This is a genomic window from Micromonospora sp. WMMD956, assembly GCF_029626125.1.
GTDB lineage: Bacteria > Actinomycetota > Actinomycetes > Mycobacteriales > Micromonosporaceae > Micromonospora > Micromonospora carbonacea.
Window position 1 is genome coordinate 3,529,073 of the sequence record NZ_JARUBI010000005.1, and the last position, 26,400, is coordinate 3,555,472.

Genomic DNA, 26,400 nt, shown 5'->3' on the forward strand with positions numbered 1-26,400 from the left:
GCCGCACAATCGGGAGGACTCGCCCATGGAACTGTCCGTCCGCCGCGAGACACTGCGGCTCATCGAGGTGGTGCGCAGCTCCCGGGGCGAGATCGACTCCGTCGGGACCTGCATGGTCACCCTGACGCACGACGGGATCACCGCCTTCGGCGAAGGCACACCGGCCGGCTACGACGGCGTCACCGCCGACGACGTCGTAGCGGCCATCGACGCCGACGCGGCGGCGGTGCTCGGACGGGACCTGCGGGACCCGGAGGACGTCCTCGACCGGATCGGTCGGTGGGACGCGCCCGCAGGTGCCCGGATGGCACTCGACGGCGCCGTGCACGACTGGATCGGCAAAGCCGCCGGGCAGCCGACCTGGAAGCTGTCCGGCGCGGCCCGAACGCTCGGACCGACCGTCTACACGATCTCCATGGCGGGACCCGAGGAGGCGGCGAACGCGGTCCGCAACGCTCCGGCGGTGGGCGCCTTCAAGGTGAAGGTCGGCGGCCCCGGCGACATCGCAGCCCTCGAAGCTATCCGGGCGGTCACCCCGCTGCCGGTCCGCATCGACGCCAACGAGGCGTGGGACCTCGACACCGCCCGCGCGCTCACCCCCCACCTGCGGCGGCTCGGCATCCAGTTGATCGAGCAGCCGTTCCCGGTGACCGCGATCGACGACTACCACCGCTACCGGGAGGTGCCCGACCGGCTGCCGGTCTTCCTCGACGAGGGATGCACCGACGAGGCGAGCGTCCATGCCGCCCGGTCGTACGCCGACGGTTTCGTCGTGAAGCTGTGCAAGGCCGGCGGGATCCGCGGCGCCCGGCGGGTGATGCAGGCCGGCCGGCGGGCCGGGCTCGGCACCATGATCAGCTGCATGTGCGAGTCGGAGCTGGCCATCAGCCAGGCCGCGCAGCTCGCACCGCTGGCCGACCACATCGACCTAGACGGCCACCTGTACCTGCGGGAGCCACCCTTCCGGGGCCTCGGTCTGGAGAACGGTCGGATCGTCCTGGGCGACGCACCCGGACTGGGCGTCGTGCCGTCGTGAGGAACTTTCCCGGTCATCGATACGACATGTCGACAGGACGCGGGGCGCCGCGCGATGGGAGGCCACGGTGAGCTGGTACGAGGATCTGTCCCTGTGGTCCGGCTTCTCGGACGTGCTCTTCTCCGCCGAGCGGGCCCGGCACGCCGCCGACCTGGTGACCACCTCGCCGCTGTTGGCGTTCCCGCCGGAAAGCCGCGTGCTCGATCAGGGCTGTGGCGTCGGCTTCTTCGCGGTGCCGCTGGCGCGTCAGGGCCACCGGGTGACCGGCGTGGACCTCCACCGCGAGCTGCTCGACCGGGCCGAAGCCGAGGCGGCCGGGACCGGGCCCGGGGCGTCGTTCGTCCGCGCGGACGTACGCGAGTACGTGTCGCCGGACGCGTTCGACGTCGTGGTGAACATGTACACGTCCTTCGGGTACTTCGACGAGCACGACGACAACCTCCAAGTCCTGCGCAACGCGTACCGCTGCCTGGTGCCCGGGGGAACGCTGATCGTCGACCTGTTGAGCAAGGAGGTCTACGCCTCCTGGGTGGGGCCCCCGAAGATCGTCGACGTGCCCGGCGGCATGGTGGTCATGCGCGACACGATCCTCGACGACTGGACCCGGTACCGCACCGACTGGACGCTGGTCCGCGGCGACCGCGCCGAGCACACCTCGCTCACCTGCTGGGTCTACAGCGCCGCGGAGCTGACGGACATGGTCGCGCAGGCCGGGTTCGAAAAGGTCGAGTGCTTCGGCGACTTCGATGGCGGGCCGTACGACGGCGGGGCCACCCGGCTGATCGTCCGGGGAACCAAGGCGTGACCGGCATCCGCCGGTTCACCCGGGTGCAACTCGCGCTGCTCGGCAGCGGCTTCCTCGTCAACCTGATCAACTTCTCGGTGTACCCGTACCTGGCGGTCCTGCTCCGCGACCGGATGAACCTGGGCATGGACCAGGTGGGTGTCATCCTCGGGCTAGCCACGTTCGTGCAGTTCGCCGGCGGGCTGCCGGGCGCGGCCCTCGCCGAGCGGCTCGGCCTCCAACGGTGCCTGCTCGCCGCGATGGTGCTGCAGACGCTCGGCTCGCTGGGCTTCCTCGCCGGCGGCGCCTGGCCGGCGCTGACGATCGCCGCGCTGTTCCTGCGCTCGGCGGCCTCGGCGGTCTACTCGCCCAGCGTGCGGGGCTACACGGTGCTCGGCGCGACCCCGGACGAGCGGCCACGGCTGGTCTCCGCGAGCTACGCCACGGGCAACGTCGGCATCGCGCTCGGGCCGGTGGCGGGCGCGCTGTTCATCCACGACCCGACCGTGATGTTCGCCGTCGCCACCGTGCTGCACCTGGCGATGACGATCGGGCACGCATTCCTGCCCCGGGAACGACGAGCCGACCACGAGGTGGTCGAGCCGCTGCGCCGCGCCCTGCACGGGATCGCGGTGCTGCCGTTCGCCGTGACCGCCCTGACCCTCTACCTGCACATGCACTTCTACCAGTATCTGTCGTCGTACGCCGAGGGCCGGGTGCCGGCCGTGTTCTACGGGTCGGCCATGATGGCGTACTCGCTGCTCCTGGCCGTGATCCAGCCGCTGATCTCCCAGCGGGTCGAGCGGATGCGGTACCCGCACGCGATGGCCCTCGGCTTCGGCGGCCTGGCCGTCGGCATGCTCGCCTTCACCGGAGGCAACGAGATCGCGGTCGCCGCCGGCGTCCTCGCCATCGGCGCGGGCAACTCTGTGATCTTCCTCAAGAACACCCTCGAAGCGCTCGCCCGCACCGACAGATCCCCCACGGTCGTCTTCGGCCAGCAGCGGCTCGCCGAAGGCGCCGGCGCGTTCCTCAGCGGCGTCGCGGGCGGGGGCCTCTACCAGCTGTTCGAGTCCGCCGGGAACCTCGCCGGCTTCTGGCTGGCCATCGCCGCCCAGTGCCTGCTGCTGCCACCGGTCGTGATCCTCGCGGACCGGATGCTCCGCCGCCCCACACCCGAACCGACAGGGGTGTCATGAACCCGGCAGAAGCGATCACCACCGCCCACACCGTCGCCGAGCGGCTCCGCGCGGACGCCGTCGAGCGGGACCACGCCAACCAACCCCCGCACGCCGAGATCGAACTGCTGCGTGACAGCGGCCTGCTCGCCCTCGACCCCGACGACCACCCCACCACACACGCCGTGACCCGGATCGTGGCGGCCACCGACCCGTCGATCGGTCACCTCCTCGGTTACCACTACCTGCACCTGTGGCGGGCCACGCTCTACGACAACGCCGAGCTGGCGACCTCGCTACGCCAGGAGGCCGCCACCGGCCGGGTGTTCGTAGCCGCGGTCAGCAACCCACGCGACACCATCACGGCCACCACGACCAGCGACGGACTCCGCGTCTCGGGCCGCGGCGCGTTCGCCACCGGCTGCGCCGTCGCCGACCGCCTGCTCGTCAGCGCGATCCGCGACGATCACACGGCACGTCTCGTCGTCGTCATGCACGGCAGCTGCAGTGGAGTCTCGCACCCTCCGGACTGGGACAATCTGGGCCAACGCCTGACGGCGAGTGGAAGCGTCGCCTTCGACGACGTCCGGGTCAGCCAGGGCGACGTGCTGGGCACCTTCCCGGCCGACGAAGACGAGTCCAGCCCCCGCCACCTACGCCTGTCCCTGGTGTCGCTGGCCTTCCAGGCAGTCCTCACGCAGGTCCTCGTCGGCATCACTGCCGGCGCGATCAACGAGGCCGCCAGATACACCCGCGAGCGTTCGCGCCCCTGGCCCGCGAGCGGACTCGGGCAAGCCGTCGACGATCCCCACGTGCTGACGGGCTACGGGGAGCTCACCGCAGCCCTGGACGCGGCGCACCTCCTGGCCGACCACGCGACCCGCGCCCTCACCGAGGCCGACGCCCGCGGCCCCGCCCTGACCCCGACCGAACGCGGCCGGACGGCACTGACCGTCTCCGCCGCGAAGGTCGCGTCCAGCCGACTGGCCACGGAGGCGACGAGCAGGATCTTCGAGTTCACCGGCGCGCGCGCGACCGCCCGCGCCACCGGCCTCGACCGGTTCTGGCGCGACGCCCGCACGCTCACCCTGCACGATCCTGTCGCATACAAGGCCCGGGAACTCGGCGACCACCTTCTCACCGGGCGGTATCCACGCATGACGGCACACAGCTGACCGACCCCCGGCATCCGGCGGTGGTCCGACAGAGAAGACCGCGGTGAGGAGCCTGTCGACGCGGGTCGTTCAGATCCGGTCACCGGTGTGGTCCGCGTGGGCACTCAAGGCAGGGGAGTCGACCACGACCGCGAGCGGCTGAGGGGTGACTCCGTCACGCCTCTCGACCCCTGACAGCTGGCCGGGCCGTATCCGAGCCGGCCAGTACCCGGGTGAGACGCTCACACATGCTGTCGGTGGAGTCGCCTTCGGCGACGATCGCCTCGATCCGCGCCAGCCGGGCCCGGGCCTGACGCACCTCGTGCTCCAGCCGGGTGGCGCGGGCAGCCGTCGCGCCTACCTGCCGTCGGCAGGCGTCGAGGCGTTCGAAGTCCTCCGGGCGAATCGCCACCCATTCGCTGCCGTCCACGAGCACGGCCACCCTGTCGATCCTACTGCCCATTCGTCACCTTCCCGTCGGACAGCTCGAGGCTGCTGCCGCGATGTCTCTGTGTCTCGAAGGGGGACGCGCCAACGCCGATCGCTTCTGGACACCTAGGATAGACAGCAGTGCTGGTTCGCTGTGACGCTCAAGCGTCGCGGCGTCGTAAGAGGGAACCCGGTGCGAGACCGGGACTGCCCCGCAGCGGTGAGTGGGAACGACCGCCGTCATCAAGCACTGGACCGCGAGGTCTGGGAAGCGACGGCCATTAGGCGACCGGACAGGTCATGCCCACGAGTCCGAAGACCTGCCCGCACCGCGTACGCCGGCCGGCGTGCGCCGCTGACGGTCTCTCGGGAAGGCCGGGGCGGAAGCCGGTGCGCCCCTGCGCCTCTTCCCTCCCGCCCTCGCGTGAGTCCTCGGACGCTTCGAGGGAAGGACCCATGAGCACCACATTCGGTCAGAGCACCGTGCTCGGTTATCCACGTATCGGTGGTAACCGTGAACTGAAGAAGGCCGTGGAGGCCTACTGGGCGGGCCGCATCGACGCCGCGGAGTTGGAGAGCACCTCGGTCGCGCTGCGCGCCGGGGTCTGGCGGACGCTGCGCGACGCCCGCCTGGACGCGATCCCGTCGAACACGTTCTCCTACTACGATCACGTCCTCGACACGGCGGTGGCCGTCGGCGCGGTCCCACGACGCTTCGCCCGACTCGGCCTGTCAGGGCTCGACACCTACTTCGCCATGGCCCGCGGCGTCGACGCCGAACCGGCGCTGGAACTGACGAAGTGGTTCGACACGAACTATCACTACCTGGTCCCGGAGATCGGACCCGACACCGTCTTCGCCGCGAACCCCGACAAGGCGTTGCGTGAGTACGGAGAAGCCCGCGCACTGGGTATCGAGAGCCGACCGGTGCTGGTCGGGCCCGCCACGTTCCTGCTGCTGGCCAAGACCTCCACACCAGGCGTCGAGTCATTCGATCGGATGGCCGAACTCGTCGACGTGTACGCCGACGTTCTCCGTGCCCTCGCCGCCGCCGGTGTCACGTGGGTTCAGCTGGACGAACCCGCCTACGTGGCCGACCGCACCACGGCCGAGATCGAGGCGCTACACGATGCCTACATGCGGTTGTGCTCCGTGCGGCAGCGGCCGAGGATCTTCGTCGCCACCTACTTCGGGGAACTCGGTGACGCGCTGCCCGCGCTGCTGGACACGCCGGTCGAGGCGCTCGGCCTGGACCTCGTTGCCGGGCCCGGCAACCTGCGACGTCTCGCCGGAGCCGGCCCACTGCACGGCAAGACGATCGTCGCCGGGCTCGTCGACGGTCGCAACGTCTGGCGCACCGACCTTCGGGCGGCGATAACGACCGGTGCCGCGGTCACCGGGCTCGCCGACCACGTCGCCGTGTCCACCTCCTGCTCCCTGCTGCACACGCCGGTGGACCTCGCCGCCGAGACCACGCTCGATCCGCAGCTGCGACGGCGGTTGGCCTTCGCCCGGCAGAAGGTCGACGAGGTCGTCCTGCTCGGCCGCGCCCTGCGCGACGGCACGACGCCGCTGCCTGAACCGCTACCACCCGCCCCGAAAGCGTGGCGCGACGACACCGTGCGGGGCAGGCTCGCCGCGCTGCGCCCAGGCGACAGGCAACGGGGCGACCACCGGCGGCGGGCGGCGGTCCAGCAGGCCCGGTTGCACCTGCCGCCGCTGCCCACCACGACCATCGGCTCGTTCCCGCAGACCGCCGAGCTGCGTGCGGCCCGCGCCGCACACCGGTCCGGCCGGCTCGACGACTCCGGCTACGTCCAGCGGATGCGCGCCGAGGTCGAGCATGTCATCCGGCTCCAGGAGCGGCTGGGCCTCGACGTACTCGTGCACGGCGAGCCGGAGCGCAACGACATGGTCCAATACTTCGGTGAGCAGTTGACCGGTTTCGCCACGACCGAGCACGGCTGGGTGCAGTCGTACGGCTCCCGCTGCGTCCGCCCGCCGGTCATCTACGGCGATGTGGCCCGCAGGGCTCCCATGACGGTCGCCTGGTCCTCCTACGCGCAATCGCTGACCGACCGGCCGGTCAAGGGCATGCTCACCGGACCGGTGACGATCCTCGCCTGGTCGTTCGTGCGCGACGACCAGCCGATCAACGTCACCGCCGACCAGATCGCCCTCGCCCTGCGTGACGAGTGCCGCGACCTTCAGGCGGCCGGCATCCGGGTGATCCAGGTCGACGAGCCGGCCCTGCGGGAAACCCTGCCCCTGCGCGCGGCGGACCAGGATGCCTACCTGGACTGGGCGGTAGGCGCGTTCCGCCTGGCCACCAGCGGTGTCGCCGACGACATCCAGATCCACACCCATCTGTGCTACTCCGAGTTCGGTGAGATCATCGCCGCCATCGACGCCCTCGACGCCGACGTCACCAGCATCGAGGCGTCCCGCTCGAGGATGGAGGTCCTCGGCGACCTAGCCGCGGCCGGCTACCACCGCGGAGTCGGGCCAGGCGTGTGGGACATTCACTCGCCCCGGGTCCCGCCACGTGACGAGGTCGTCGAGGCGCTTCGCCGGGCCTTGGCGGTGGTGCCGGCCGAGCGGCTGTGGGTCAACCCCGACTGCGGCCTGAAGACCCGCAGCTATCCCGAGGTCGAGGCGTCTCTGGCGCACCTCGCCGCCGCCGCCGTCGAGCTTCGCGGCAGGTGAGCGCAGGCCGGGCGGGACGCCGACACCGTCCCGCCCGGCACGGCCGAGCGACCGTGTCACCCTGTCGCGATGGTCACCGTGTGTTGATGTCGGGCAACGCATTGACACGTGCTGCCCCGCCCGGCCAGACTGACGCGACAACTTCATCAGCGTGCGCGTAGGGGGAAGTCCGGTCGAAGTCCGGCGCTGGCCCGCAACGGTAGGCCATCGGGGTGTGCTCCGATGACAAGCCCGAATACCCGACGTGCCCGCGATTTCGCTCCCCCACCCGTCGTGGCCCACGGGTCGGAGTCCCGGTCGACCCCGTGCCACGGTGGTCGTTCGGGTTCTGACGACCGCCGGGCCGGAAAGGCGCTTCCGATGGTCGTTCGCCTGAGCCGGCACCGCCTGCTCGCGCTGTTCTGCGGTGTGCTCGCCGCCCTCACAGTCACCACGCCCGCGCTCGCCGCTCCCGCGCCCGCCGGCCCGACCCGGGCGGAGGCCGCCGCCGGGTGGCTGGCCCGGCAACTAATCGACGGGGAACGCTTCGAGGTGGTCTACGACGGGGTCGCCTACCCGGACCAGGGGCTCACCCTCGACGCGGTGTTCGCCTTCGCCGCTGCCGGCGTCGCCGACGACTCCGGCACGCGGGCGCTGGCCTGGGTCAGCCGGCCGGACGTCCGCGACGCCTACGTGGGCGACGGCACGACCGAGGCGTACGTCGGCGCCACCGCCAAACTCGCCCTCGCCGTCGCGGTGCGCGGCGGTGACCCGACGGATGTGGGCGGGGTGGACCTGGTCGCCCGCCTGCGCTCGCTCCAGTCGCCGACCGGCCGGTTCACCGACCGGTCGGCGTTCGGCGACTACAGCAACGCCTTCAGTCAGTCCTTCGCGATCCTCGCGCTGGACCGGACCGCACAGGGCGTGCCGGCAGCGGCCGCGTCCTGGCTGGCCGGCACCCGCTGCGCCGACGGTGGCTACCCGCTGCTGCCCGCCCAGCCGGTCTGCACCTCCGACGTGGACGCCACCGCGCTCGCGGTGCAGGCGTTGCGGGCGGCCGGCCGCAGGGCCGACGCCGCCCCGGGGCTGCGCTGGCTGCTCTCGGTGCAGGGCGCGAACGGCGGGTTCGCCAACGTAGGGGGAACACCGAACGCGAACAGCACCGGGCTCGCCGCGCAGGCGCTGCGCGATGGTCACCGGCCGCTGGCCTGGGCGCGGGCCCGCACGTTCCTCGCCGGACTCCAGGTCGACTGCGCCGGCGCGTCAGCCGACCGGGGGGCGGTCGACTTCGACGGCGGCGCCTTCGACCCGGCCACCGCCGCCCGCGCCACCGCGCAGGCCGTCCTCGGTCTGACCGGCGCTGGGTACGCCCACCTGTCCGCCGCCGGCGCGACGACCGGCGCACCGACCCCCGACTGCCCGTGAGCCGTTCCGTCGCTCGCCTGATTCTCATTCGTCTGCTCTCGGGGAGGACCCATGTTTCGAATCGTCATTCGTAGGCGGCTTGCCGGACTGTTGGCCGCCGCCGTCGCCGCCGTCGCGCTGACCGCCGTCGAGCCTGCGCCGCAGGCCGCGCACGCCGCCGCGTGTACCGGCACGTCGGGGGTCACCGTGGTGGTCGACTTCGCCGCCCTCGGCGGCGGGGTCCAGGTGGCCTGCGCCCTCGGCGACCCGGCGACTGGGCTGGCCGCCCTCCAGGGCGCGGGCTTCACCGTGACCGGAACCTCGCGCTGGGGACTGGCGTTCGTGTGCCGGATCAACGGCAAGCCCACCGCCGCGACCGAGCCGTGCGTCAACACTCCACCCGTCACCGCGTACTGGTCGTACTGGCACGCGCCGAGCGGCGGCGCCTGGTCCTACAGCACGTCCGGCGCGACCAGCTACAACCCCGCGCCGGGCAGCGTCGAGGGCTGGTCCTTCGGCGCGGGCGCCCCACCGAGCATCGCCGCTCCCTGACCCGTCGACCGACGTGCCGGGTGCCGGCCACCGCTCTGGCGTCACTCGACGTGCGGGCGGTACCGTGTCGGCACCCGGTTCACGCCGGGCACACAACTGCATACGTCCCGTGTGGGGGAAAGTCGGTTGAAGCCGGCGCTGACCCGCAACCGTGAGCGAGGCATCGACCCCGCGAGCCGGAATGCCTCGCCCGGGACGAGCGGCTTCCACTGTCGAGGTCTACAGGGTGAAGTCCGGGCCGCCGAGGTCCGTCCACCCCGCGCAACGCGTCGTCATGCGAGCGGGTGCCGACTCCTCGGCTGCGTTCCGGCGCCTTCACCGACCGCTCTGCGAAAGGCACCCCATGTCCCTGTCCCGGCACCGGCGGATCGGCACCGGTCTCGCCGCCAGCACAGCGGCGACCCTCGCCGCGATCGCCGCCCTGCCCCTGACCGTGGTTGCCGCACCGGCACCGGCCGACGCCGCCGCGGCACGCGAGGCAGCGTCCTGGTTGGCCGGTGAGGTCGCCGACGGGGCACTTCCCGGGCCGTTCGGGAGCCCTGACTGGGGCCTGACCATCGACGGAATCATCGCGTTGTCCGCGACCGGGGTGGCCGTGCCGACCCGGCAGGCGGCGACCGCGCAGGTCGCGGCGCACGTGCGCTCCTACAACAGCTACGACGACTGGGGCATCGAGGGCTTCACCGACGGCGGGGCCACCGCGAAGCTGCTCTACGCGGCCGCCGCCGCCGGAGCTGATCCCACCGACTTCGGCGGTTTCGACCTGCGGGCCGAGGCCCTGTCGCTGGTCGCCGGGGCGGACGCCGGGCATCAGCGGGGGCGGATCACCAGCCGCACCACCGCCGACAGCGGTCCGGACGCCAGCAACACCTTCGACCAGTCCTTCACGGTGCTGGGCCTGGCCCGCAGCGGCGACGTCCCGCAGGACACCGTCGACTTCCTCGTCCGGCAGCAGTGCGCGGCCGGTGGCTTCCGGCTCTACCCCGACACGGGGGACGGCCCGTCGCCGTCGTGCGACGAGCAGGCCGGCGCCACCCTCGACGTCGACTCGACCGCGATGGCCGTGCAGGCGCTGCTGGCCGCCGCAGACGAAGGGGCCACGGGTGCCGCGGCCGCGGCGGATCGGGGCGTGGACTGGTTGGTCGCCCAGCAGCATTCCGACGGGTCGTTCGGCGGCTCGGGGCCGACGACCGGCGCGAACTCCAACAGCACCGGCCTGGCCGGGCAGGCGCTCGCCGCCTCCGGACGCCATGCCGAGGCCGCCCGCGCAGCGGGCGCGCTCCGCGTGCTCCAGCTGACCACGTCGCACGGCGGCGCAGCCGCCGACGCGGGAGCCATCGCCTACAACGCCGAAGGCCTGGCCGCCGCTGTCGGGTCCGGGATCGACGACGTCTCCCGGGACCAGTGGCGTCGGGCCACCGCGCAGGCACTGCTCGGTCTCGCCCAGGTGCCGCTCGGCCGCATCGGCCTCGACCTTCCGCCGTCGTCGCCCGGGCCGACTCCAACGGGCACGGCCTCACCGACCGGAACGGCGTCCCCCACACCCACCGGGTCGCCGACGCCGACCGCACCGGCCAGCCCGACCCCGAGTGCGTCCGCCAGCACCACGGCACCGGCCCCGTCACCCACCGTGTCGGCGACCGCCGCCCCGACTGCCGCGCCGACCGCCCCGGGGGGTGCGGGTGGCCTACCGACGACCGGCGCGGCGATCACCACGTACGTGCTGATCGCGCTCCTGATGGTCGGTGGTGGGTCGCTGCTGCTGCTCCTCAGCCGATGGAGGGCGACGTGATCGTCCGGATCGTCCGCGCCGGGCTGGCCGTCGTCCTGGCCGCCGTCGGCGTGGTGGGCGAACCGGGCAGCCCGGCGATGGCCGCCGGTGCGGCCGGCTACTGCCCGGACGCCTCCGGCGTCACCGTGGTGGTCGACTTCAACGAACTCGGCGGCGGAACGGTGGTGCGGTGCGCCCGGGGCGAGCAGCCGACCGGCCTGACGGCGCTGAAGAGCGCCGGTTTCCAGGTCACCGGCACGCTGCGCTGGGGCGAGGGGTTCGTCTGCCGGATCGAGGGCAAACCGTCGGCGGCGGCCGAGAAGTGCGTCGACACGCCTCCGGCCAGCGCCTACTGGTCGTACTGGCACGCGGCCGACGGTGGCAGTTGGACGTACAGCGACAAGGGTGTGCTCAACCGCAAGCCGCCGGCCGGCACCTTCGAGGGCTGGTCGTTCTCCCTCAACCGCACCGCCAACGACGCGCCCCGTCCCGGCATCGCACCGAAACGACCGTCGCCACCACCACCGCCCACCACCGGTGGCGCACCGGTCACGCCACCGGCAGGCGGCGGGCCGGTCGCGCCTTCGTCGGCGGCCGGCGGTGGCCCCGGTTCGGCAGCGCCGACGACACGCGCGTCCGGGTCTGCGGCGCCCTCCGCTAGGACACCGGTCAGTGGATCGCCGGAGACACCTGGCGCGCCGGCCACCGCGCCGCCGACCGGCGGGTCCGGCGGCCCATCGCCGAGCGACTCCGAGGAACCGGTGCTGACCGGTGTCGCCGCACCCCGTGGCGACGGTGGCGTCCCGCTGGGCACGGCGGCGGGGGTGTTGCTGCTGGCGGCACTCGCCGCCGGTGGCGTGATCGCCGCCAGGCGGCGGCGGACCGCCGACCAGGATGACTGACCGGGCCAGACGCCACCCGGGCGCGACCGCCCGGACCGGCCGGGCGGCGTCGTGGTGGCCGTCGGCGCCGCTGCCCCGAGGGCTGCACCCGGGCGCGTGGTGGCTCTGGGCGCTGGGCTTGGCCACGGCGGCCAGTCACACCACCAATCCGTTGCCGCTGGCACTGCTGATCGCCGTCGCCGCGCTGGTGGTCGTCCGGCGGCGCGGCGACGCGCCCTGGGCGCTGGCGTTCCGGATGTACCTGGTGCTCGGCGCGGTGATCGTGGTGATGCGGGTGGTGTTTCGCATCGTGTTCGGCGGCGGGCAGGGCGACCACGTGCTGATCCGGTTGCCGGAGGTCCCGCTGCCAGCCTGGGCGGCCGGCATCCGGTTGTTCGGGCCCGTCGCCGTCGAGCAGGTCCTCGGCGGGTTCTACGACGGGCTGCGGCTGGCCGCGATGCTGATCTGCCTCGGCGCGGCGAACGCGCTGGCCAACCCGAAACGGCTACTCAAGGCGGTGCCCGGCGCGTTGTACGCGGTCGGCACGGCCGTCGTGGTCGCGTTGTCGGTCGCCCCGCAGCTGGTGGAGAGCGTGCTACGGGTCCGCCGGGCACGACGGTTGCGTGGCGCGTCCGGGCGCGGGATGCGGGCGTTGCAGGGCATCGCCCTGCCGGTGCTGGCCGACGCGCTGGACCGGTCCCTGGCCCTCGCGGCGGCGATGGACTCCCGGGGCTACGGCCGGACCGCGGCCGTGCCCCCGGGCCAGCGCGCCACCACCGGCGCGCTGGTGCTCGGCGGGCTGATCGGCGTGTGTGCCGGCACGTACGGGCTGCTCGACACCGGGGCCGGCTACCTCGGCCTGCCACTGCTCCTCGGTGGCCTGGCCACCGCCGTGGCCGGGATGCTGCTGGCCGGCCGCAGGGTCCTCCGCAGCCGCTACCGGCCGGATCGCTGGCACCCGGCCGAGCTGCTCGTCGCCGGCTGCGGCGTGGCCGCCGCCGCGCTGACCACGCTGGCCGGCGCGGTCGCCCCGGAGCTGCTCTACCCTCCGGTCAGCCCGCTCACCTGGCCCCAGCTGACGCCGTTGATGCTGCTCGCCGTCGCGGTCGCGGCGGCCCCCGCCTGGCTGGCGCCGCCACCGCCCGCGGCGCGGGTCGCCCGCCCACCGGCGGCGGTCCCGGCGCTCCCCGCCCCAGGCCCGCGGGTGGACACGGCACGCCCCGCCACCACGTCGTCGCCGGTGACGGAAGGCCCCTTATGATCATTTTTGACCGGGTCACCGTCCGCTACGTCGAGGGCGGGTCGCCGCCGCTGCGGGACGTGACGCTCCGGGTCGAGGAGGGCGAGCTCTGCCTGGTCGCCGGCCGGACCGGCGCCGGCAAGTCGACCCTGTTGCGGGCGATCAACGGACTGGTGCCGCACTTCACCGGCGGCACCCTGCACGGCACCGTCACCGTGGACGGCCGGGACACCCGCCGGCACCCGCCACGCGACCTCGCCGACGTCGTCGGCGTGGTCGGTCAGGACCCCATGGCCGGGTTCGTCACCGACACCGTCGAGGAGGAACTGGCGTACGGGATGGAGCAGTTGGCCCTGCCACCGACGGTCATGCGCAAGCGGGTGGAGGAGACCCTCGACCTGCTCGGCATCGCGGACCTGCGCGACCGGCCGCTGCGGACGCTTTCCGGCGGCCAGCAGCAGCGGGTCGCCATCGGCGCGGTGCTCACGGCCCATCCCCGGGTGCTGGTGCTCGACGAGCCCACCTCCGCGTTGGACCCCACCGCCGCGGAGGACGTGCTCGCCACCGTCACCCGGCTGGTACACGACCTCGGCGTGACCGTGGTGTTGGCCGAGCACCGGCTGGAGCGGGTGGTGCAGTACGCCGACCGGCTGCTCTACCTGCCCGGCGACGGGAGCGTGATCGACGGGACACCGGCAACGGTGCTGGCGCACATCGACATCGCGCCGCCGCTGATCGAGCTGGGTCGCCTCGCCGGCTGGACACCCCTGCCGCTGTCGGTGCGCGACGCTCGTCGGCAGGCGTCCGGCCTGCGGCGTCGGCTCGCTGACGTGGACCCGCCGCCGCCCGAGACGATGACGGAGAGGGCGGCGGCGCTGACCGCGCGGAAGATCGTCGTACGGTATCCGGGCACGGTCGCGGTGGCCGGCGTCGACGTCGACCTGCGTTCCGGCGAGGTCGTCGCGTTGATGGGCCGCAATGGGTCCGGCAAGTCGAGTCTGCTGTGGGCGGTGCAGGGTAGCGGCCCCCGCCACGGCGGCACCGTCGACGTGGCCGGACCGCAGGGGACCGTCGACCCGAAGAGGCTGCCGGCGGGCCGGGCCCGCCGGCACGTCGGCCTTGTCCCGCAGAACTCCGGCGATCTGCTCTACCTGGAGACCGTGGACGCCGAATGCGCCCAGGCCGACCGGGAGACCGCGGCGCCGACCGGCACCTGCCGGGCGCTGCTGGACCAGCTCACCCCCGGCCTGCCCGCCGACCGGCATCCCCGTGACCTGTCCGAGGGGCAGCGGCTGGCCCTCGCGCTCGCCGTCCAGCTCACCGCCGCTCCGCCGGTGGTGCTGCTCGACGAGCCGACCCGTGGCCTGGACTACCACGCCAAGCGGCAGTTCACCGAGGTCGTCCGCGCGTTGGCCGCCGCCGGCCGCGCCGTGGTGGTCGCCACCCACGATGTCGAACTCGTCGCGGCCCTCGCCGATCGGGTGATCGTCATGGCCGAGGGGGACATCGTCTCCGACGGCAGCACGGCGGAGGTCATGCTCGCGTCACCGGCGTTCGCCCCGCAGGTGGCCAAGGTCCTCGCCCCCGCGCCGTGGCTCACTGTGGAACAGGTCGCCACCGCGTTGACCCAGACCCAGGCACCGGCGTGACCGTGTTGCGGGTCGCCCCGCGTACCGCCGTGGTGCTGGCCCTGGCCTCGGCCGCCGCCCTGGCGACCTTCACCTGGCCGTTCTTCGTCCCCGCGCAGCCGGAATCCACCGCCCGCACCGGCGAGGCACCGGTGGTCTTCTTCCTGATGCTGCCGGTGCTCGTGGCGCTCGTGCTGGCCGAACTCACCTCCGGTGGCATGGACAGCAAAGCCCTGGCGATGCTCGGTGTGCTCGCCGCCGTCAACGCCGCGCTGCGCCCCCTGGGCGCGGGCACCGCCGGCATCGAGACCGTGTTCTTCCTCCTCGTCCTAGCCGGCCGGGTCTTCGGCCCCGGATTCGGTTTCCTGCTCGGTTCGACGTCCCTGTTCGCCTCCGCCCTGCTCACCGCCGGTGTCGGACCGTGGCTGCCGTTCCAGATGCTGTGCGCGTCCTGGATCGGCCTGGGCGCCGGCCTGCTTCCGGCGAGGCTGCGCGGACGGGCCGAGACCGCCGTCCTGGCGGCCTACGGCGCGCTCGCCGCCTACGGCTACGGCCTGCTGATGAACCTGTGGTTCTGGCCGTTCAGCGTCGGAGCGGACACCCAACTGTCCTACGTCGCGGGCGCGCCGGTGCTGGAGAACCTGCACCGCCTCGCCCTGTTCACCGCAGTCACCTCCACCTTCGGCTGGGACACCGGCCGCGCGATCACCACCGCGGTGGCGATCGTCCTGGCCGGCCCGGCGGTGCTCGCCGCGCTGCGCCGCGCCGCGCGCCGGGCCGCGTTCGACGCTCCGGTCACCTTCGTCGCAGCCGAACCGCAGCCGCCGGACCCGGTCGCCGACAGCGCCGAGGTCGCAGGCCCGGCCGGCACCGACGTGACCGATCCCGCCGCCGGGCCGGCCTCTGCGTCACCCGCCAGGCCACCCGGATCCATCGGCAAGGGCGATGGGGGAGGTAGGTCACATCCAGGTCCGAGCCGGCCGTCAGCTGACCAAGAACGCTAGGCTGGTTACCGGCGCTGGTTCGCCCAGGCGTTGTCACGCTCGGGCGTCGTAAGAGGGAACCCGGTGGGAATCCGGGACTGCCCCGCAGCGGTGAGTGGGAACGACCGCCGTCACCGGCACTGGGCCCGTAGGGCCCGGGAAGCGACGGCCAGTAGGAGACACCGGCGTACCCGGTCATGCCCGCGAGTCCGAAGACCTGCCCGCGCTGCGCACACAAGAGGTGTGTGCGCAGCCGTCGACCTCGCGGGCGGGTCGGGCGGGTGACGCGCTGCGGCGGGTCCTCGACGTGCGTGCCGGCTGGTCGACGGCATGCTTCCCGAGGACGGATGAACCATGCACGAGAGCGCCATTCTCGCCGGCCGGCCCCCGTCGGCGTCGCATCTGACCCTGTCACAGATCATGGACCAGCATCACACCAACCTGATGGGCACCGTCCACGGCGGCCGGATTCTCAACCTCATCGACTCCGTCGCCGGAGTGGTGGCCGCTCGGCATTCCGACGGGCCCGCAGTCACCGCCGCCATCGACGAGACCGCCTTCCTGCGCGCCGTGCGGGTCGGCGACGTCGTCCACGTCGACGCCCGGATCACCTGGGCCGGCCGCAGCTCGATGGAGGTCGCCGTCAAGGTCAGCGCGGATCGGTGGGATCGGGCGGTGCCGCCGGTCGACGTGGCCACCGCGCATCTGGTCATGGTCGCCGTCGACGACGACGGGCAACCACGGCCGGTGCCGCCGCTGCTGGCCGAGACCGACGGCGACCGGCGACGCTACCGTGAGGCGCAGATCCGCCGCGAGCACCGTCTCGCCTTGCGTCGGGCGCTACTCGACGGTGCCGAGGACGGCTGAGACCTGTCGCATTGTCGCCGCGACGCCCGCCGATCACCTCGCCACCACCGCTCAGGATCGTTGTTGCGTTGGTCGTCATCGGCGTGGATTGCGGTTGTGCGACTGCTCCTCTGAAGGAGTCTTCGTTCGTTCTGTAGCCTGGTGAGCGGTGTCTCGCGTGTCCGGAGGGCCCGTGTGGACAGTCAGCGCAGGTCCTTGCCGATGGTGGCATGAGTCAGCCGGGCGCTGGGGTCGGCGCCCAGGGTCAGCGGTGACGGGGGGATGCCGGCGCGCACGAGAAGACCGCCGATGGCGGCGATCATGGCGCCGTTGTCGGTGCAGAGTCGCGGCGCGGGGACGCGCAGGGTGATACCGACGGCAGCGCAGCGCTGTTCGGCGAGGGCGCGTACGCGACTGTTGGCGGCGACGCCGCCGACGAGCAGAAGCGTGTCGACGTGGTGGTCGCGGCACGCGGCGACGGCCTTGCGGGTAAGTATGTCGGCGACGGCTTCCTGGAACGACGCGGCGATGTCGGCCACAGGTAGCGGCCCGCAGTGGCGTTCGGTCCAGCGGGCGACGGCGGTCTTCAGGCCGGAGAACGAGAATCGGTACGGCGGGTCCTGCGGTCCGGTCATCGGGCGCGGAAAGGCGATTGCCGTGGGGTCACCTTCGCGGGCGGCCCGGTCGATGGCGGGGCCACCGGGGTAGGGCAGGCCGAGCAGGCGGGCGACCTTGTCGAAGGCTTCGCCGGCGGCGTCGTCGGCGGTGTCGCCGAGGTGGATGACGGGGTCGCGGGCGAGGTCACCGAGGATCAGGAGCGAGGTGTGCCCGCCGGAGACGATGAGGGCGATGCTGCGCTGGGGGAGGGGGCCGTGGTCGAGGATGTCGACGGCGGCGTGGCCGGCGAGGTGGTGCACGCCGTAGAGGGGGACGCCGAGGGTGAGGGCGTAGGCCTTGCCGGCGGCGAGGCCCACCTGAACGGCGGTGGCGAGGCCGGGGCCGGCGGTGGCGGCGACGGCGTCGATGTCGGCGAAGCCGATTCCGGCCTGCTGCAGGGCGTGTTCGACCATGGGGGTGATGGCGTGCAGGTGGGCGCGGGCGGCGATCTCGGGGACGACGCCGCCGAAGCGGGCGTGTTCGTCCATGCTGGTGGCGAGGGCGTCGCCGAGCAGGACGCCGTCGGCGACGATGCCGACGCCGGTCTCGTCGCAGGACGTTTCGATGCCGAGGACGACCGGCATGTTTCAGTTCTGTCCGGTGCCGACGCCGACGCCGGGGTGTTCGGCGGCGGCGGCGAGCAGTTGTTTGCGGAGCTTGGCGGGTAGCCGGTCGACGTAGGCGAGGCCGTCGAGGTGGTCGACCTCGTGTTGCAGGCAGCGGGCGAGGGTGCCGGTGCCGTCGATGCGCACGGGCCGGCCGTGCAGGTCGACGCCGGTGACGGTGGCGGTGGCCGGGCGGGTGACCTCGGCGTACTGGCCGGGCACGGACAGGCAGCCCTCGCTGTCGGTGACGAGATTCCGCTGGTCGGGTAGCTGCAGGACCGGGTTGATCACGTGGGCGACGGTGTGGGCGCCGGTGGCGTCGGGGCAGTCGAGGACGAAGATCCGGGCGTCGACGCCGATCTGGTTGGCGGCGAGGCCGACGCCGTGCGCCGTGTACATGCTGGCGAACATGTCCGCCACGAGGTGGGCGAGGGCGTCGTCGAAGACGGTCACCTCGGCGCAGCGGTGGTGCAGCACCGGGGTGCCGTAGCGGGTGATGGGTCGTGGGGTGCCGGTCGGTGTCTGCACAGTCGCCCATACTATGCAATTGCCAAAGACTTGCAGTAAGGGGTGGGGCGGTATGCGGACGGCGGAGATCAAGTGGCGGTTCCTCGCCCACTTCGAGGCGAACGGTCACGTCGTGGTGCCGTCGGCTCCGCTGCCCGCCATCAGCGACCCGAACCTGCTGTTCGTCAACGCGGGCATGGTGCAGTTCGTGCCCTACTTCCTGGGGCAGCAGACCCCGCCGTACGCGCGGGCGACGAGTGTGCAGAAGTGCATCCGTACGCCGGACATCGACGAGGTCGGCAAGACCAGCCGGCATGGCACGTTCTTCCAGATGAACGGCAATTTCTCCTTCGGTGACTACTTCAAGTCCGGGGCGATCCCGCTGGCCTGGGACCTGGCCACCAAGTCGGTGGAGGCGGGCGGCTTCGGGCTGGACCCGGAGCGGATCTGGGCCACCGTCTACCTGGACGACGACGAGGCGTACGACATCTGGCGGGCCACCGGCGTGCCGGCCGAGCGGATCGTGCGTCGGGGCAAGGCCGACAACTTCTGGTCGATGGGCATCCCCGGCCCGTGCGGCCCCTGCTCGGAGCTGTACTACGACCGCGGCCCGGCCTACGGCCGTGAGGGCGGCCCGGAGGTCGACGAGGACCGCTACCTGGAGTTCTGGAACCTCGTCTTCATGCAGTCCGAGCGCGGCCCGGGCACCGGTAAGGAGGACTTCCCGATCCTCGGTGACCTGCCGGCGAAGAACATCGACACCGGCATGGGCCTGGAGCGGATGGCCTCGCTGCTGCAGGGCGTGGACAACCTCTACGAGATCGACGAGGTCAAGCCGATCCTCGACAGGGCCGCCGAGCTGACCGGCAAGCGCTACGGCGTGCACTCCGGTCACGCGGCCAACGAGTCGCACCCGGACGACGTGCGGCTGCGGGTCGTCGCCGACCACGTGCGCACTGCGCTGATGCTCATCGGCGACGGCGTGACCCCGTCGAACGAGGGCCGCGGCTACGTCCTGCGGCGGATCATGCGCCGGGCGATCCGGGCGGTGCGGCTGCTCGGCTACGCCGACCGGGCGCTGCCGGAGCTGTTGCCGGTGGCCCGCGACTGCATGGCGCCGTCGTATCCGGAGCTGGCCGAGGACTTCGGCCGCATCTCGCAGTACGCGTACGCCGAGGAGGACGCGTTCCTGGCCACGCTGCGCGCCGGCACCACGATCCTGGACACCGCCATCGCCGAGACGAAGTCGGCCGGCAAGGCGGCGCTGCCCGGTGACAAGGCGTTCCAGCTGCACGACACGTACGGCTTCCCGATCGACCTGACCCTGGAGATCGCCGCCGAGCAGGGCCTGCAGGTCGACGCGGACGGCTTCCGCCGGCTGATGGCCGACCAGCGCAGCCGGGCCAAGGCCGACGCGCAAGCCCGCAAGACCGGGCACACCGACGTGTCGGCGTACCGACGGATCGTCGACACGACGGGCCTGACGGACTGGCGTGCCTACACCGACCTGACGACCGAATCGACGATCGTGGCGATCCTGACCGACGGCGAACCGGTGCCCGCCGCGACCGAGGGGCAGATCGTCACCGTGGTCCTCGACGTCACCCCGTTCTACGCCGAGTCCGGCGGGCAGGCCGCCGACGCCGGGCACCTCACCGGCACCGACGGCGCGGGCGAGGTGATCGACGTGCAGCGCCCCGTCAAGGGCCTCGTCGCCCACCAGGTCCGCGTCACCGCCGGACACCTGACGGTCGGCGCCCGCCTCACCGCGAACGTCGACGCGAGCTGGCGCCTCGGCGCCCGACAGGCCCACTCCGGCACCCACGTGCTGCACGCCGCGCTGCGGCAGGTCCTCGGCCCGACCGCGTTGCAGTCCGGCTCCTACAACCGGCCCGGCTACCTGCGGCTGGACTTCGCCTGGCCCGGCGGCCTATCCCCGGCCACCCGCAGCGAGATCGAAGACGTCGCCAACCAGGCGCTGCGTGACGACCTCCCGGTCACCGCGCAGGTCATGCCGCTGACCCGGGCCCGGGAACTCGGCGCCCTGGCCCTGTTCGGGGAGACCTACGACGAGCAGGTCCGGGTCGTCGAGATCGGCGGGGCCTGGTCCCGGGAACTGTGCGGCGGCACCCACGTAACCCACTCCAGCCAGATCGGCCTGCTCGCGCTGACCGGCGAGTCGTCCGTCGGCGCCGGTCACCGCCGCGTCGAGGCCGTTGTCGGCCTCGACGGGCTGCGCTACCTCGCCCGGGAACGCGACCTCGTCACCCAACTCGCCGCGCGGCTGCAGGCCCCGCGCGAGGACCTACCCGAACGCATCGTCGCGCTCCTCGGCCGCGCCAAGGCCGCCGAGCGCCGCGCCGACCAACTCGCCCGGGAGCTCACCGCGCAGCGGGCCCGCCGCCTCGCCGCCGAGGCGCCGGCCGTCGGTGTCACCCGCTATGTCGGGGTCGTCGCCGACGGCGAGGAGGACCCCCGGCAACTCGCCGAACTGGTGCGGGCCGCGCTACCGCAGGACCGGCCGGGCGTGGTCGCCGTCGCCGCACCGGCCGAGCGCGGCACCCGCCTGGTCGTCGCCACCACGGCGACGACGTCGGACGCGTTCGGCGCCGTACACCTGGTGAGGTCCGCGCTCGGCGGACGTGGCGGCGGCACCGCCCGCCTCGCGCAGGGCGGCGCCCCGGGTCTTACCGCCGATGCCGCGCTGGCCACCGTCGCCGGCCTGGTCCGGGCCGGCTGATCAGCGGGTGACCGTCCGTCGCCGGCTGCGGTGTGCCCGCACGTGGGCGCGGGTGGCGCAGCGCGGGGAGCAGAACCGGCGGCGGCGGTTGGTGGTCCCGTCCAGGAACACGGTGCCGCAACCGGGTTCCGCGCAGGTCTTGAACCGGTCGATGCCCTGTTCGCACAGGAACACCGCGAGTGCCCACACCGCTGCGGCCACGTGCTCGGCCGCCGGTGTGGCGCCGGGCGCGGCGACGTGCAGGTGGCGGTCCGCCGGGCCGGTGCCGGCGATGACGGGCCGTAGCCGGTGCCGGGCCAGGAGCCGGTTGAGCACGTGCACCGCCTCGCGGTCACGGCGTGCGCCGGCGTGGGCGAAGACCTCGCGGAGCTGCCGGCCCGCCTGGTGCAGCAGCGGCAGATCAGCCGGCGTCGCGACCTCGCGCGGGCGCGGCCACCCGACCGTGACGGCTGCCTCCGCGGGGGTGTTCCCCGGCGGCGCGTTGGCCAGCTGCACCGCCAGCGCCACCAACTCGGGGCTGTCGGTGAAGGCCTGCGGGCGCCGCGCCGCCGCACGGGCGACCGGCTCCGCCTCCGCGTTCGGATCGGCCGCCGGTCGGGTACGCGCGGCCGGCGCGCTCAGGTGGTCGTGGCGCGGCACGCCGGGCACCGCCCGTACACGACGACCCCGCCGCTGCCGCCGTCCATCTCGACGCCGACCTCCCGGGCCGCCGCGACACTGGCCGCCACCGCCGGCACCGGCAGCTGACGCATGCCGCCGCAGCCCTCGCACACCGCGTGATGGTGCGGGTGGTCGGCCAACCCGAACGTGGCCGCCCCACCCACCGGCACGGCATGCGCCACGCCGAGGTCGACCAACTGCCCCAGGACGCGGTGCACCGTCGACAGCTCCACCGCCAGCCCCCGGCCGGTGAGCCGCCGGTGCACCTCGCCGGCGTTGAGGTGTCGCCGCTCGACCGCGGCGTCGCCGAGCGCGTCCAGCACCGCACGCCGGGCCAGGGTCGTGCGCAGGCCGGCGCGGCGCAGCCGCTCCAGCGCCGCGTCCACCCGATCGGCCCGCGATGTGATCAATCTCTGGCTCCTCCCACCACCCGCCGTCTTGTTGCAAGATACTGGCAACAACGAAACTGCGGCAGCATCACCGAAAGAGGGATCCTGATGGCGGTCTACACCCTGCCCGACCTGACCTACGACTACGGCGCGCTGGAGCCGGCGATGTCGGGGCAGATCCTCGAGCTGCACCACGACAAGCACCACGCCGCGTACGTCAAGGGCGCCAACGACGGCCTGGAGCAGCTTGCCGAGGCCCGCGACAAGGGCGACTTCAGCAAGCTCGTCGGCCTGGAGAAGACGTACGCGTTCAACCTGTCCGGGCACGTCCTGCACACCATCTTCTGGAACAACCTGTCCCCGGACGGCGGCGACCGACCGGACGGCGAACTGGCCGCCGCCATCGACGAGCACTTCGGCTCCTTCGACGCCTTCGCCGGCCAGCTGTCCGCCGCCACCAAGAGCGTGCAGGGCTCCGGCTGGGGCGTGCTGGCGTGGGAGCCGCTGTCGAAGCGGCTGATCGTGGAACAGGTCTACGACCACCATGGCAACGTCGGCCAGGGCACCACCCCGCTGCTGGTCTTTGACGCCTGGGAGCACGCCTACTACCTGCAGTACAAGAACGTCCGCCCCGACTACGTCGACCGGCTGTGGAACCTCGTCAACTGGTCCGACGTGATCGCCCGCTTCGACGCCGCCCGCGCCACGAGCCCGAAGATCTGACCGGGTGAGCGCAGCCACTCCCGCCGCTGCGGAGCTGCTCCAACGCGCCGCCGGGGTCATCGCCGCCAAACACCGCGGTGACCCCGCCGGCGCCGAGGAACTGCTCGCCGCGTTCCCCAGCGAGCAGGCCCGCACCCTTGGCTTCTACCTGCTCGCCGACCTCGCGCTGGGCCTGGTCCGGGCCCAGAGCGGCCAGAGCATGGACGAACTGGTCCGTGAGCTGTCCCTGCTCGTGGCCACGACGGCGGGGAGTCCCCCGGTCACCCCGTGACCGTACCCCCGCACCCCACCGAGACAGCCTTGTTGCAAACACTTGGCAATTGCCGAAGTATGGTCACAGGTAGTGCCCGCGAGTGGGCGTACCTCGCAGGCGGTCCCCCCGGCACGCGATGATCCGTAACACCGCCGGGGGTGACCACCGCCCACATGCCTCCGGCGCGTCGGTCGGCGTACCAGTCGAGGTGTTCGACGCCACGCCCTGTCCGACCCGCCCAACGGGGAACTGACCCGCGCTGGGGCCGCCACGACCAACGCTGGCGGCCCAGAGGCGGTCTGCTTGGCTCGCCCCGGATGGGTGCCGGACCTGGCCGAGCTGTTTGGGTGGCCCGGGCCACGGTTCACCGGGCGGTGGGAAGGCGCGGCGTCGAAGTCGGCCTGAAGGGCTTGCATCCTGTACCTGGGTACAGGCTTACCGTCGTGGCATGACCACGAACGACGATGTAACCGGTCCGTCATGGGTGCCCGAGGCATGCACCCTGCCCACCGCGCAGCGGCCGCCGCGGCTGGCCGAGTTCGATGACCTGTTCGCCACCGCGCTTGTCGGGCAGCAGCGGCCGGCGCCGACGCGGCTGCGGTGCAGCTCGCCCCCGGCAGCCGAGGCCACCGCACGGACCTGACCGGGCGGGAGGGCGTGTGCTGCTGGCATGGTCGTAGACAAGTTCCGTCCGGACCGGTGGGACGTCATCGGTGCGCTGATCTGCCTGGCCGGCGTCGCGGTCATCATGTACGCGCCCCGCCCGACCGGCTGACGCCGATCCTCCGGCGGGGCCGCCGCGTACCCGAAGCCTCGCGGCGGCGCATGATGGTACGTGGACGTGCAACTGCTGGTGGTCGCCGACTGTCCGAACGAAGGGCCCGCCGCCGTGCTGCTACGCCGGGCGCTCGACGACGTCGGCTTGTCCACGGTGCGGTTCACCACCCGCATCGTCAGCGACCAGGCCGAGGCCGAGCAGCTCGGCTTCACCGGCTCGTCCAGCGTCTTCACCGACGGGCGCGATTCGTTTGCGCAGCCCGGCCAGCGCCCGGCGCTGGCGTGCCGGCTGTACCGCGACGCCGCGGCGACCTCCGGCGTGCCACCGCTCGCCGGGCTGCGACAGACGCTCAAGCAGGCCGCTGACCGACAGCCCTGAGCCGGCGCCCTCGCCTCCCTCGATCGCCGTCGCCCTGATCATCGGCACCATCGAACTGATCGGCGTCCTCGCCGGCCAGGCCAACATCACCTCCGGTCCGCCGGCGGCGATCGCCGACATCCCCTCGACTACGCCGGCTACGGCATCACGGGCCTGTTCGTCGTCGCCTGGCTCGTCGCCATCGCGGTCTGGCGCGCGCCCGGATCGGGGAACGCTGGTCGGCCAACCTGGCCCCCACGGCCACAGAGTGACGGTGCACCTGACACGCGCGGCCACCGCCCCAGACCAGAGCCCCATATCGTGGTCGCCTTGCCGGCCCCGGTGATACCACGCGAAGCCGTACTGATCGGTCGCCGCGAGCCCGGTACGCGTGGAATCAGGCCCGGTCGCGAAACGGCGGCCGGCGACCAGCCGGCCTGGGCACCATGCCGTACGCCCGCCCTGCGCTCGGTGATGCCCTGATGCTGCGCAGGTCCCGCACATCGTGTTCTCCTTCCGGGGCGCCCCGGTCTTCTTCAAGCACCTGAGGGCTGGAGCGTGTCGGTGATGTACTCAGGCACGTCGGCGGGAGTAGAAGGCAGCATCACAGTGGGGCCTCTCACGGAGCGGAGTCGGTGGTCGCCACCGAGCGTGCCGAGCGGCTCGGCCCTGGGAGCCGTCCTACCGTCGTTCGGTCCGCCTGATGGCAACCGCAACGAACGACGCTCGACTCTGCGACGCGAACAAGTCGCCGGGCTGGCGGGCCATCGCTTACTCAGGTGGTACAGCGGTGGGTGCCATCGGTTCGACGTGGTGGCTGTCCCACACCCACTGGTCGTCGCCGTGGTCGGCCAGGGTGCTGCACCGGTAACGCAGCAGGTCCACGTCCGTGCACGGGTCCGGACCGCCGGGATGCGGAGGCGTCGGGTCCATGGCGGCGTCTGCGTTGTAGACGAGCCGGTCGGCCAGCCGGTAGTCACGGCGGAAGGCGGTGCGCCACTGCGAGTTGCCGCCCCAGCCGTGCGACAGGTCGACCACCTGCCGGTAGCGCCGCCGCCACGCCCAGTACAACGTCGAGGTCGAGGCCAGCGCGGGATCCAGGTGGCGGGCACCGGCGCGGACGCTCACGCCGCCGCGCATGAGTAGCAGCGACCCGACCAGACAGCCCGGCCACCACTGCCCGACCAGCACCGGCGGCGCCTGCGGATCGTCCGCCGGCTCGACCTCGACGATCTCGTGCAGGAACGGATGGAACCCTTCCCCCTCCGGGAACGTGCCGCCGATCGCCGCGACGAACCGCCCGTACGCCGAGGACGCAAGCCAGTCCGCAGGCTCGCCGGGATCGGTAGCCGGCGGCTGGCCGGGCAGGATCAGCAACTCCATCACCCTGCTCAACGCGTACAACGCCCACAGATCCTCACGAGCCAACGCGACGGCGGACATCCTCGCCTCCCCGACCTGCCGCAACGCGGCCAAGACCGACGAGTGGGAAGCAACCCACGGATCGAGGACATCCTGGCCCCACGCGCTGCCGCCGTAATCGAGGGTCGGCACGAACAGGCTGAACCTGACCTCCTGCCACGCACCGTTTGGGAACACCATTGCGGGCTGTCACGACCGCCAGTCTCCCGACCGATGGGCAGAGCGTCGAGCGAGATCCGACCACCTCCGGCCGGCCCGCTGCAGCGGGAGCCCTCTAGATGATCTTCGATGATGTGCGCGACGTGTGCTCGCCAGCGGATGCCAGCCAGGGTCAACCGGTGCCAACACGGGTCACCGCAGCCGATCGTGGTGGCAAACGGGGGGTCGTGTGCTCGAGCTGTGGTCCTGGGCTGGGCAAACGGGGGTCCGGGTGCTGTGGGTGAACGTGGGCCACTCCCTGCCACCCCAGGTGAACCCGCAGGTCGCTAGACTAGGCCCTCGCGCCCCCGTAGCTCAGGGGATAGAGCATCGGTTTCCTAAACCGTGTGTCGCAGGTTCGAATCCTGCCGGGGGCACCTCGAAGATCAGCAGAAACGCCACCTGAGCAGCGGATACATTCCCGCATCGATTGATCATCCTGTGCAGCCGGATGCCACCCTGAGCCGCCGTTTGTAGCCGTCCGTGCAGAGTGCGTGCAATGATCTTGACGGCCCAGTAGCGCCAGTTTCCGCAGGTCAA

The 26,400-nt window shown here is 72.5% G+C and carries 24 protein-coding genes, 1 tRNA gene, 1 pseudogene and 4 riboswitches; of the genes and pseudogenes, 20 read left to right on the top strand and 6 right to left on the bottom strand.

From position 1 onward, the window contains the following. Positions 1–25: 25 nt before the first annotated feature. The 4 genes from O7628_RS16225 to O7628_RS16240 all read left to right on the top strand — a co-directional run bounded on the left by O7628_RS16225 (position 26) and on the right by O7628_RS16240 (position 4,173). Positions 26–1,036 (top strand): enolase C-terminal domain-like protein, encoded by a 1,011-nt coding sequence (locus tag O7628_RS16225; RefSeq protein ID WP_052503625.1) that lies wholly within the window; start codon positions 26–28, stop codon positions 1,034–1,036. Between the two features lie 67 nt (positions 1,037–1,103). Further along, positions 1,104–1,841 (top strand): class I SAM-dependent methyltransferase, encoded by a 738-nt coding sequence (locus O7628_RS16230; RefSeq protein WP_043961694.1) that lies wholly within the window; start codon positions 1,104–1,106, stop codon positions 1,839–1,841. Further along, positions 1,838–3,019, top strand: coding sequence for an MFS transporter (locus O7628_RS16235; RefSeq protein ID WP_229406608.1), 1,182 nt, complete (start codon positions 1,838–1,840; stop codon positions 3,017–3,019). Before O7628_RS16230 ends, O7628_RS16235 begins: the two co-directional genes overlap by 4 nt. Beyond that, complete coding sequence (locus O7628_RS16240; RefSeq protein ID WP_278131622.1) at positions 3,016–4,173, top strand: acyl-CoA dehydrogenase family protein; 1,158 nt, start codon at positions 3,016–3,018, stop codon at positions 4,171–4,173. The genes O7628_RS16235 and O7628_RS16240 overlap by 4 nt, the downstream gene beginning before the upstream one ends. Before the next feature lie 154 nt (positions 4,174–4,327). On the opposite strand, the gene O7628_RS16245 is transcribed toward O7628_RS16240, so the two are convergent. Next, positions 4,328–4,594 (bottom strand): hypothetical protein, encoded by a 267-nt coding sequence (locus tag O7628_RS16245; protein ID WP_178063172.1) that lies wholly within the window; start codon positions 4,592–4,594, stop codon positions 4,328–4,330. A gap of 115 nt (positions 4,595–4,709) precedes the next feature. Next, positions 4,710–4,924, top strand: a riboswitch (cobalamin riboswitch). 113 nt (positions 4,925–5,037) lie between these two features. On the opposite strand from O7628_RS16245, the gene metE reads away from it, so the two are divergent. The 9 genes from metE to O7628_RS16290 all read left to right on the top strand — a co-directional run bounded on the left by metE (position 5,038) and on the right by O7628_RS16290 (position 16,592). Continuing rightward, a complete protein-coding gene (gene metE, locus O7628_RS16250) occupies positions 5,038–7,287 on the top strand; it encodes a 5-methyltetrahydropteroyltriglutamate--homocysteine S-methyltransferase (RefSeq protein ID WP_278131625.1) in 2,250 nt (749 codons plus the stop codon). Positions 7,288–7,414: 127 nt separating this feature from the next. Continuing rightward, positions 7,415–7,549: riboswitch (cobalamin riboswitch) on the top strand. A gap of 98 nt (positions 7,550–7,647) precedes the next feature. Continuing rightward, positions 7,648–8,691 (top strand): peptidase, encoded by a 1,044-nt coding sequence (locus O7628_RS16255; protein ID WP_229406610.1) that lies wholly within the window; start codon positions 7,648–7,650, stop codon positions 8,689–8,691. Between the two features lie 51 nt (positions 8,692–8,742). Further along, positions 8,743–9,222, top strand: a complete 480-nt coding sequence (locus tag O7628_RS16260; RefSeq protein ID WP_278131627.1) for a hypothetical protein — start codon at positions 8,743–8,745, stop codon at positions 9,220–9,222. A 69-nt stretch (positions 9,223–9,291) separates the two neighbouring features. Continuing rightward, positions 9,292–9,431, top strand: a riboswitch (cobalamin riboswitch). Between the two features lie 134 nt (positions 9,432–9,565). After that, on the top strand, positions 9,566–11,014 hold the full coding sequence (locus O7628_RS16265; protein ID WP_278131629.1) for a cell wall anchor protein: 1,449 nt from the start codon (positions 9,566–9,568) through the stop codon (positions 11,012–11,014). A gap of 77 nt (positions 11,015–11,091) precedes the next feature. Beyond that, on the top strand, positions 11,092–11,895 hold the full coding sequence (locus O7628_RS16270) for a hypothetical protein (RefSeq protein ID WP_229406634.1): 804 nt from the start codon (positions 11,092–11,094) through the stop codon (positions 11,893–11,895). Next, positions 11,888–13,135, top strand: coding sequence for a CbiQ family ECF transporter T component (locus O7628_RS16275; protein ID WP_278131631.1), 1,248 nt, complete (start codon positions 11,888–11,890; stop codon positions 13,133–13,135). Before O7628_RS16270 ends, O7628_RS16275 begins: the two co-directional genes overlap by 8 nt. After that, on the top strand, positions 13,132–14,763 hold the full coding sequence (locus O7628_RS16280; protein ID WP_229406614.1) for an ATP-binding cassette domain-containing protein: 1,632 nt from the start codon (positions 13,132–13,134) through the stop codon (positions 14,761–14,763). Before O7628_RS16275 ends, O7628_RS16280 begins: the two co-directional genes overlap by 4 nt. Next, positions 14,760–15,746: an ECF transporter S component gene (locus O7628_RS16285; protein WP_229406615.1), complete on the top strand. Its 987-nt coding sequence runs from the start codon at positions 14,760–14,762 to the stop codon at positions 15,744–15,746. The genes O7628_RS16280 and O7628_RS16285 overlap by 4 nt, the downstream gene beginning before the upstream one ends. Continuing rightward, positions 15,745–15,965, top strand: a riboswitch (cobalamin riboswitch). Its footprint overlaps the gene before it by 2 nt. A gap of 114 nt (positions 15,966–16,079) precedes the next feature. Then, positions 16,080–16,592 (top strand): acyl-CoA thioesterase, encoded by a 513-nt coding sequence (locus tag O7628_RS16290; RefSeq protein WP_229406616.1) that lies wholly within the window; start codon positions 16,080–16,082, stop codon positions 16,590–16,592. 182 nt (positions 16,593–16,774) lie between these two features. Here the strand turns inward: O7628_RS16290 and tsaD are convergent, their stop codons facing one another. Beyond that, positions 16,775–17,812 (bottom strand): tRNA (adenosine(37)-N6)-threonylcarbamoyltransferase complex transferase subunit TsaD, encoded by a 1,038-nt coding sequence (gene tsaD, locus O7628_RS16295; RefSeq protein WP_229406961.1) that lies wholly within the window; start codon positions 17,810–17,812, stop codon positions 16,775–16,777. Positions 17,813–17,815: 3 nt separating this feature from the next. Next, the gene (def, locus tag O7628_RS16300; RefSeq protein ID WP_347405238.1) at positions 17,816–18,331 is read right to left on the bottom strand and encodes a peptide deformylase; all 516 of its coding nucleotides are present in this window, start codon (positions 18,329–18,331) and stop codon (positions 17,816–17,818) included. Between the two features lie 82 nt (positions 18,332–18,413). Here def and alaS point away from each other — a divergent pair, with 82 nt between their 5' ends. Further along, positions 18,414–21,080: an alanine--tRNA ligase gene (alaS, locus tag O7628_RS16305; RefSeq protein ID WP_278131638.1), complete on the top strand. Its 2,667-nt coding sequence runs from the start codon at positions 18,414–18,416 to the stop codon at positions 21,078–21,080. Here alaS and O7628_RS16310 read toward each other — a convergent pair whose 3' ends face one another. Both O7628_RS16310 and O7628_RS16315 read right to left on the bottom strand, forming a co-directional pair. After that, positions 21,081–21,719: a CGNR zinc finger domain-containing protein gene (locus O7628_RS16310; protein ID WP_278131639.1), complete on the bottom strand. Its 639-nt coding sequence runs from the start codon at positions 21,717–21,719 to the stop codon at positions 21,081–21,083. Further along, the gene (locus O7628_RS16315) at positions 21,698–22,150 is read right to left on the bottom strand and encodes a transcriptional repressor (RefSeq protein WP_229406957.1); all 453 of its coding nucleotides are present in this window, start codon (positions 22,148–22,150) and stop codon (positions 21,698–21,700) included. The genes O7628_RS16310 and O7628_RS16315 overlap by 22 nt, the downstream gene beginning before the upstream one ends. An 87-nt stretch (positions 22,151–22,237) precedes the next feature. Here O7628_RS16315 and O7628_RS16320 point away from each other — a divergent pair, with 87 nt between their 5' ends. The 5 genes and pseudogenes from O7628_RS16320 to O7628_RS16340 all read left to right on the top strand — a co-directional run bounded on the left by O7628_RS16320 (position 22,238) and on the right by O7628_RS16340 (position 24,261). Then, on the top strand, positions 22,238–22,852 hold the full coding sequence (locus tag O7628_RS16320; protein ID WP_229406956.1) for a superoxide dismutase: 615 nt from the start codon (positions 22,238–22,240) through the stop codon (positions 22,850–22,852). A gap of 4 nt (positions 22,853–22,856) precedes the next feature. Further along, on the top strand, positions 22,857–23,123 hold the full coding sequence (locus O7628_RS16325) for a superoxide dismutase (protein ID WP_229406955.1): 267 nt from the start codon (positions 22,857–22,859) through the stop codon (positions 23,121–23,123). 430 nt (positions 23,124–23,553) lie between these two features. Continuing rightward, the gene (locus O7628_RS16330; RefSeq protein WP_229406954.1) at positions 23,554–23,748 is read left to right on the top strand and encodes a hypothetical protein; all 195 of its coding nucleotides are present in this window, start codon (positions 23,554–23,556) and stop codon (positions 23,746–23,748) included. A gap of 12 nt (positions 23,749–23,760) precedes the next feature. Then, positions 23,761–23,880, top strand: a pseudogene (locus tag O7628_RS16335) (hypothetical protein); the annotation flags it as partial. A 60-nt stretch (positions 23,881–23,940) separates the two neighbouring features. After that, complete coding sequence (locus tag O7628_RS16340; protein WP_229406953.1) at positions 23,941–24,261, top strand: hypothetical protein; 321 nt, start codon at positions 23,941–23,943, stop codon at positions 24,259–24,261. A gap of 750 nt (positions 24,262–25,011) precedes the next feature. On the opposite strand, the gene O7628_RS16345 is transcribed toward O7628_RS16340, so the two are convergent. Next, on the bottom strand, positions 25,012–25,683 hold the full coding sequence (locus O7628_RS16345) for a hypothetical protein (protein ID WP_229406952.1): 672 nt from the start codon (positions 25,681–25,683) through the stop codon (positions 25,012–25,014). Positions 25,684–26,164: 481 nt separating this feature from the next. On the opposite strand from O7628_RS16345, the gene O7628_RS16350 reads away from it, so the two are divergent. Next, a tRNA-Arg gene (locus O7628_RS16350) sits at positions 26,165–26,237 on the top strand. The last annotated feature ends 163 nt before the right edge of the window (positions 26,238–26,400 follow it).

What these genes read in the sequence shown, in the direction of transcription:
- metE (WP_278131625.1), top strand. Translation starts at nt 5,038, where the DNA reads ATGAGCACCACATTCGGTCAGAGCACCGTGCTCGGTTATCCACGTATC.
- O7628_RS16275 (WP_278131631.1), top strand. Translation starts at nt 11,888, where the DNA reads ATGACTGACCGGGCCAGACGCCACCCGGGCGCGACCGCCCGGACCGGC.
- O7628_RS16225 (WP_052503625.1), top strand. Translation starts at nt 26, where the DNA reads ATGGAACTGTCCGTCCGCCGCGAGACACTGCGGCTCATCGAGGTGGTG.
- O7628_RS16260 (WP_278131627.1), top strand. Translation starts at nt 8,743, where the DNA reads ATGTTTCGAATCGTCATTCGTAGGCGGCTTGCCGGACTGTTGGCCGCC.
- O7628_RS16320 (WP_229406956.1), top strand. Translation starts at nt 22,238, where the DNA reads ATGGCGGTCTACACCCTGCCCGACCTGACCTACGACTACGGCGCGCTG.
- O7628_RS16255 (WP_229406610.1), top strand. Translation starts at nt 7,648, where the DNA reads ATGGTCGTTCGCCTGAGCCGGCACCGCCTGCTCGCGCTGTTCTGCGGT.
- O7628_RS16290 (WP_229406616.1), top strand. Translation starts at nt 16,080, where the DNA reads ATGCACGAGAGCGCCATTCTCGCCGGCCGGCCCCCGTCGGCGTCGCAT.
- O7628_RS16280 (WP_229406614.1), top strand. Translation starts at nt 13,132, where the DNA reads ATGATCATTTTTGACCGGGTCACCGTCCGCTACGTCGAGGGCGGGTCG.
- O7628_RS16270 (WP_229406634.1), top strand. Translation starts at nt 11,092, where the DNA reads ATGGCCGCCGGTGCGGCCGGCTACTGCCCGGACGCCTCCGGCGTCACC.
- O7628_RS16240 (WP_278131622.1), top strand. Translation starts at nt 3,016, where the DNA reads ATGAACCCGGCAGAAGCGATCACCACCGCCCACACCGTCGCCGAGCGG.
- tsaD (WP_229406961.1), bottom strand. Translation starts at nt 17,812, where the DNA reads ATGCCGGTCGTCCTCGGCATCGAAACGTCCTGCGACGAGACCGGCGTC.
- O7628_RS16330 (WP_229406954.1), top strand. Translation starts at nt 23,554, where the DNA reads ATGACCACGAACGACGATGTAACCGGTCCGTCATGGGTGCCCGAGGCA.
- O7628_RS16345 (WP_229406952.1), bottom strand. Translation starts at nt 25,683, where the DNA reads ATGTCCGCCGTCGCGTTGGCTCGTGAGGATCTGTGGGCGTTGTACGCG.
- alaS (WP_278131638.1), top strand. Translation starts at nt 18,414, where the DNA reads ATGCGGACGGCGGAGATCAAGTGGCGGTTCCTCGCCCACTTCGAGGCG.
- O7628_RS16265 (WP_278131629.1), top strand. Translation starts at nt 9,566, where the DNA reads ATGTCCCTGTCCCGGCACCGGCGGATCGGCACCGGTCTCGCCGCCAGC.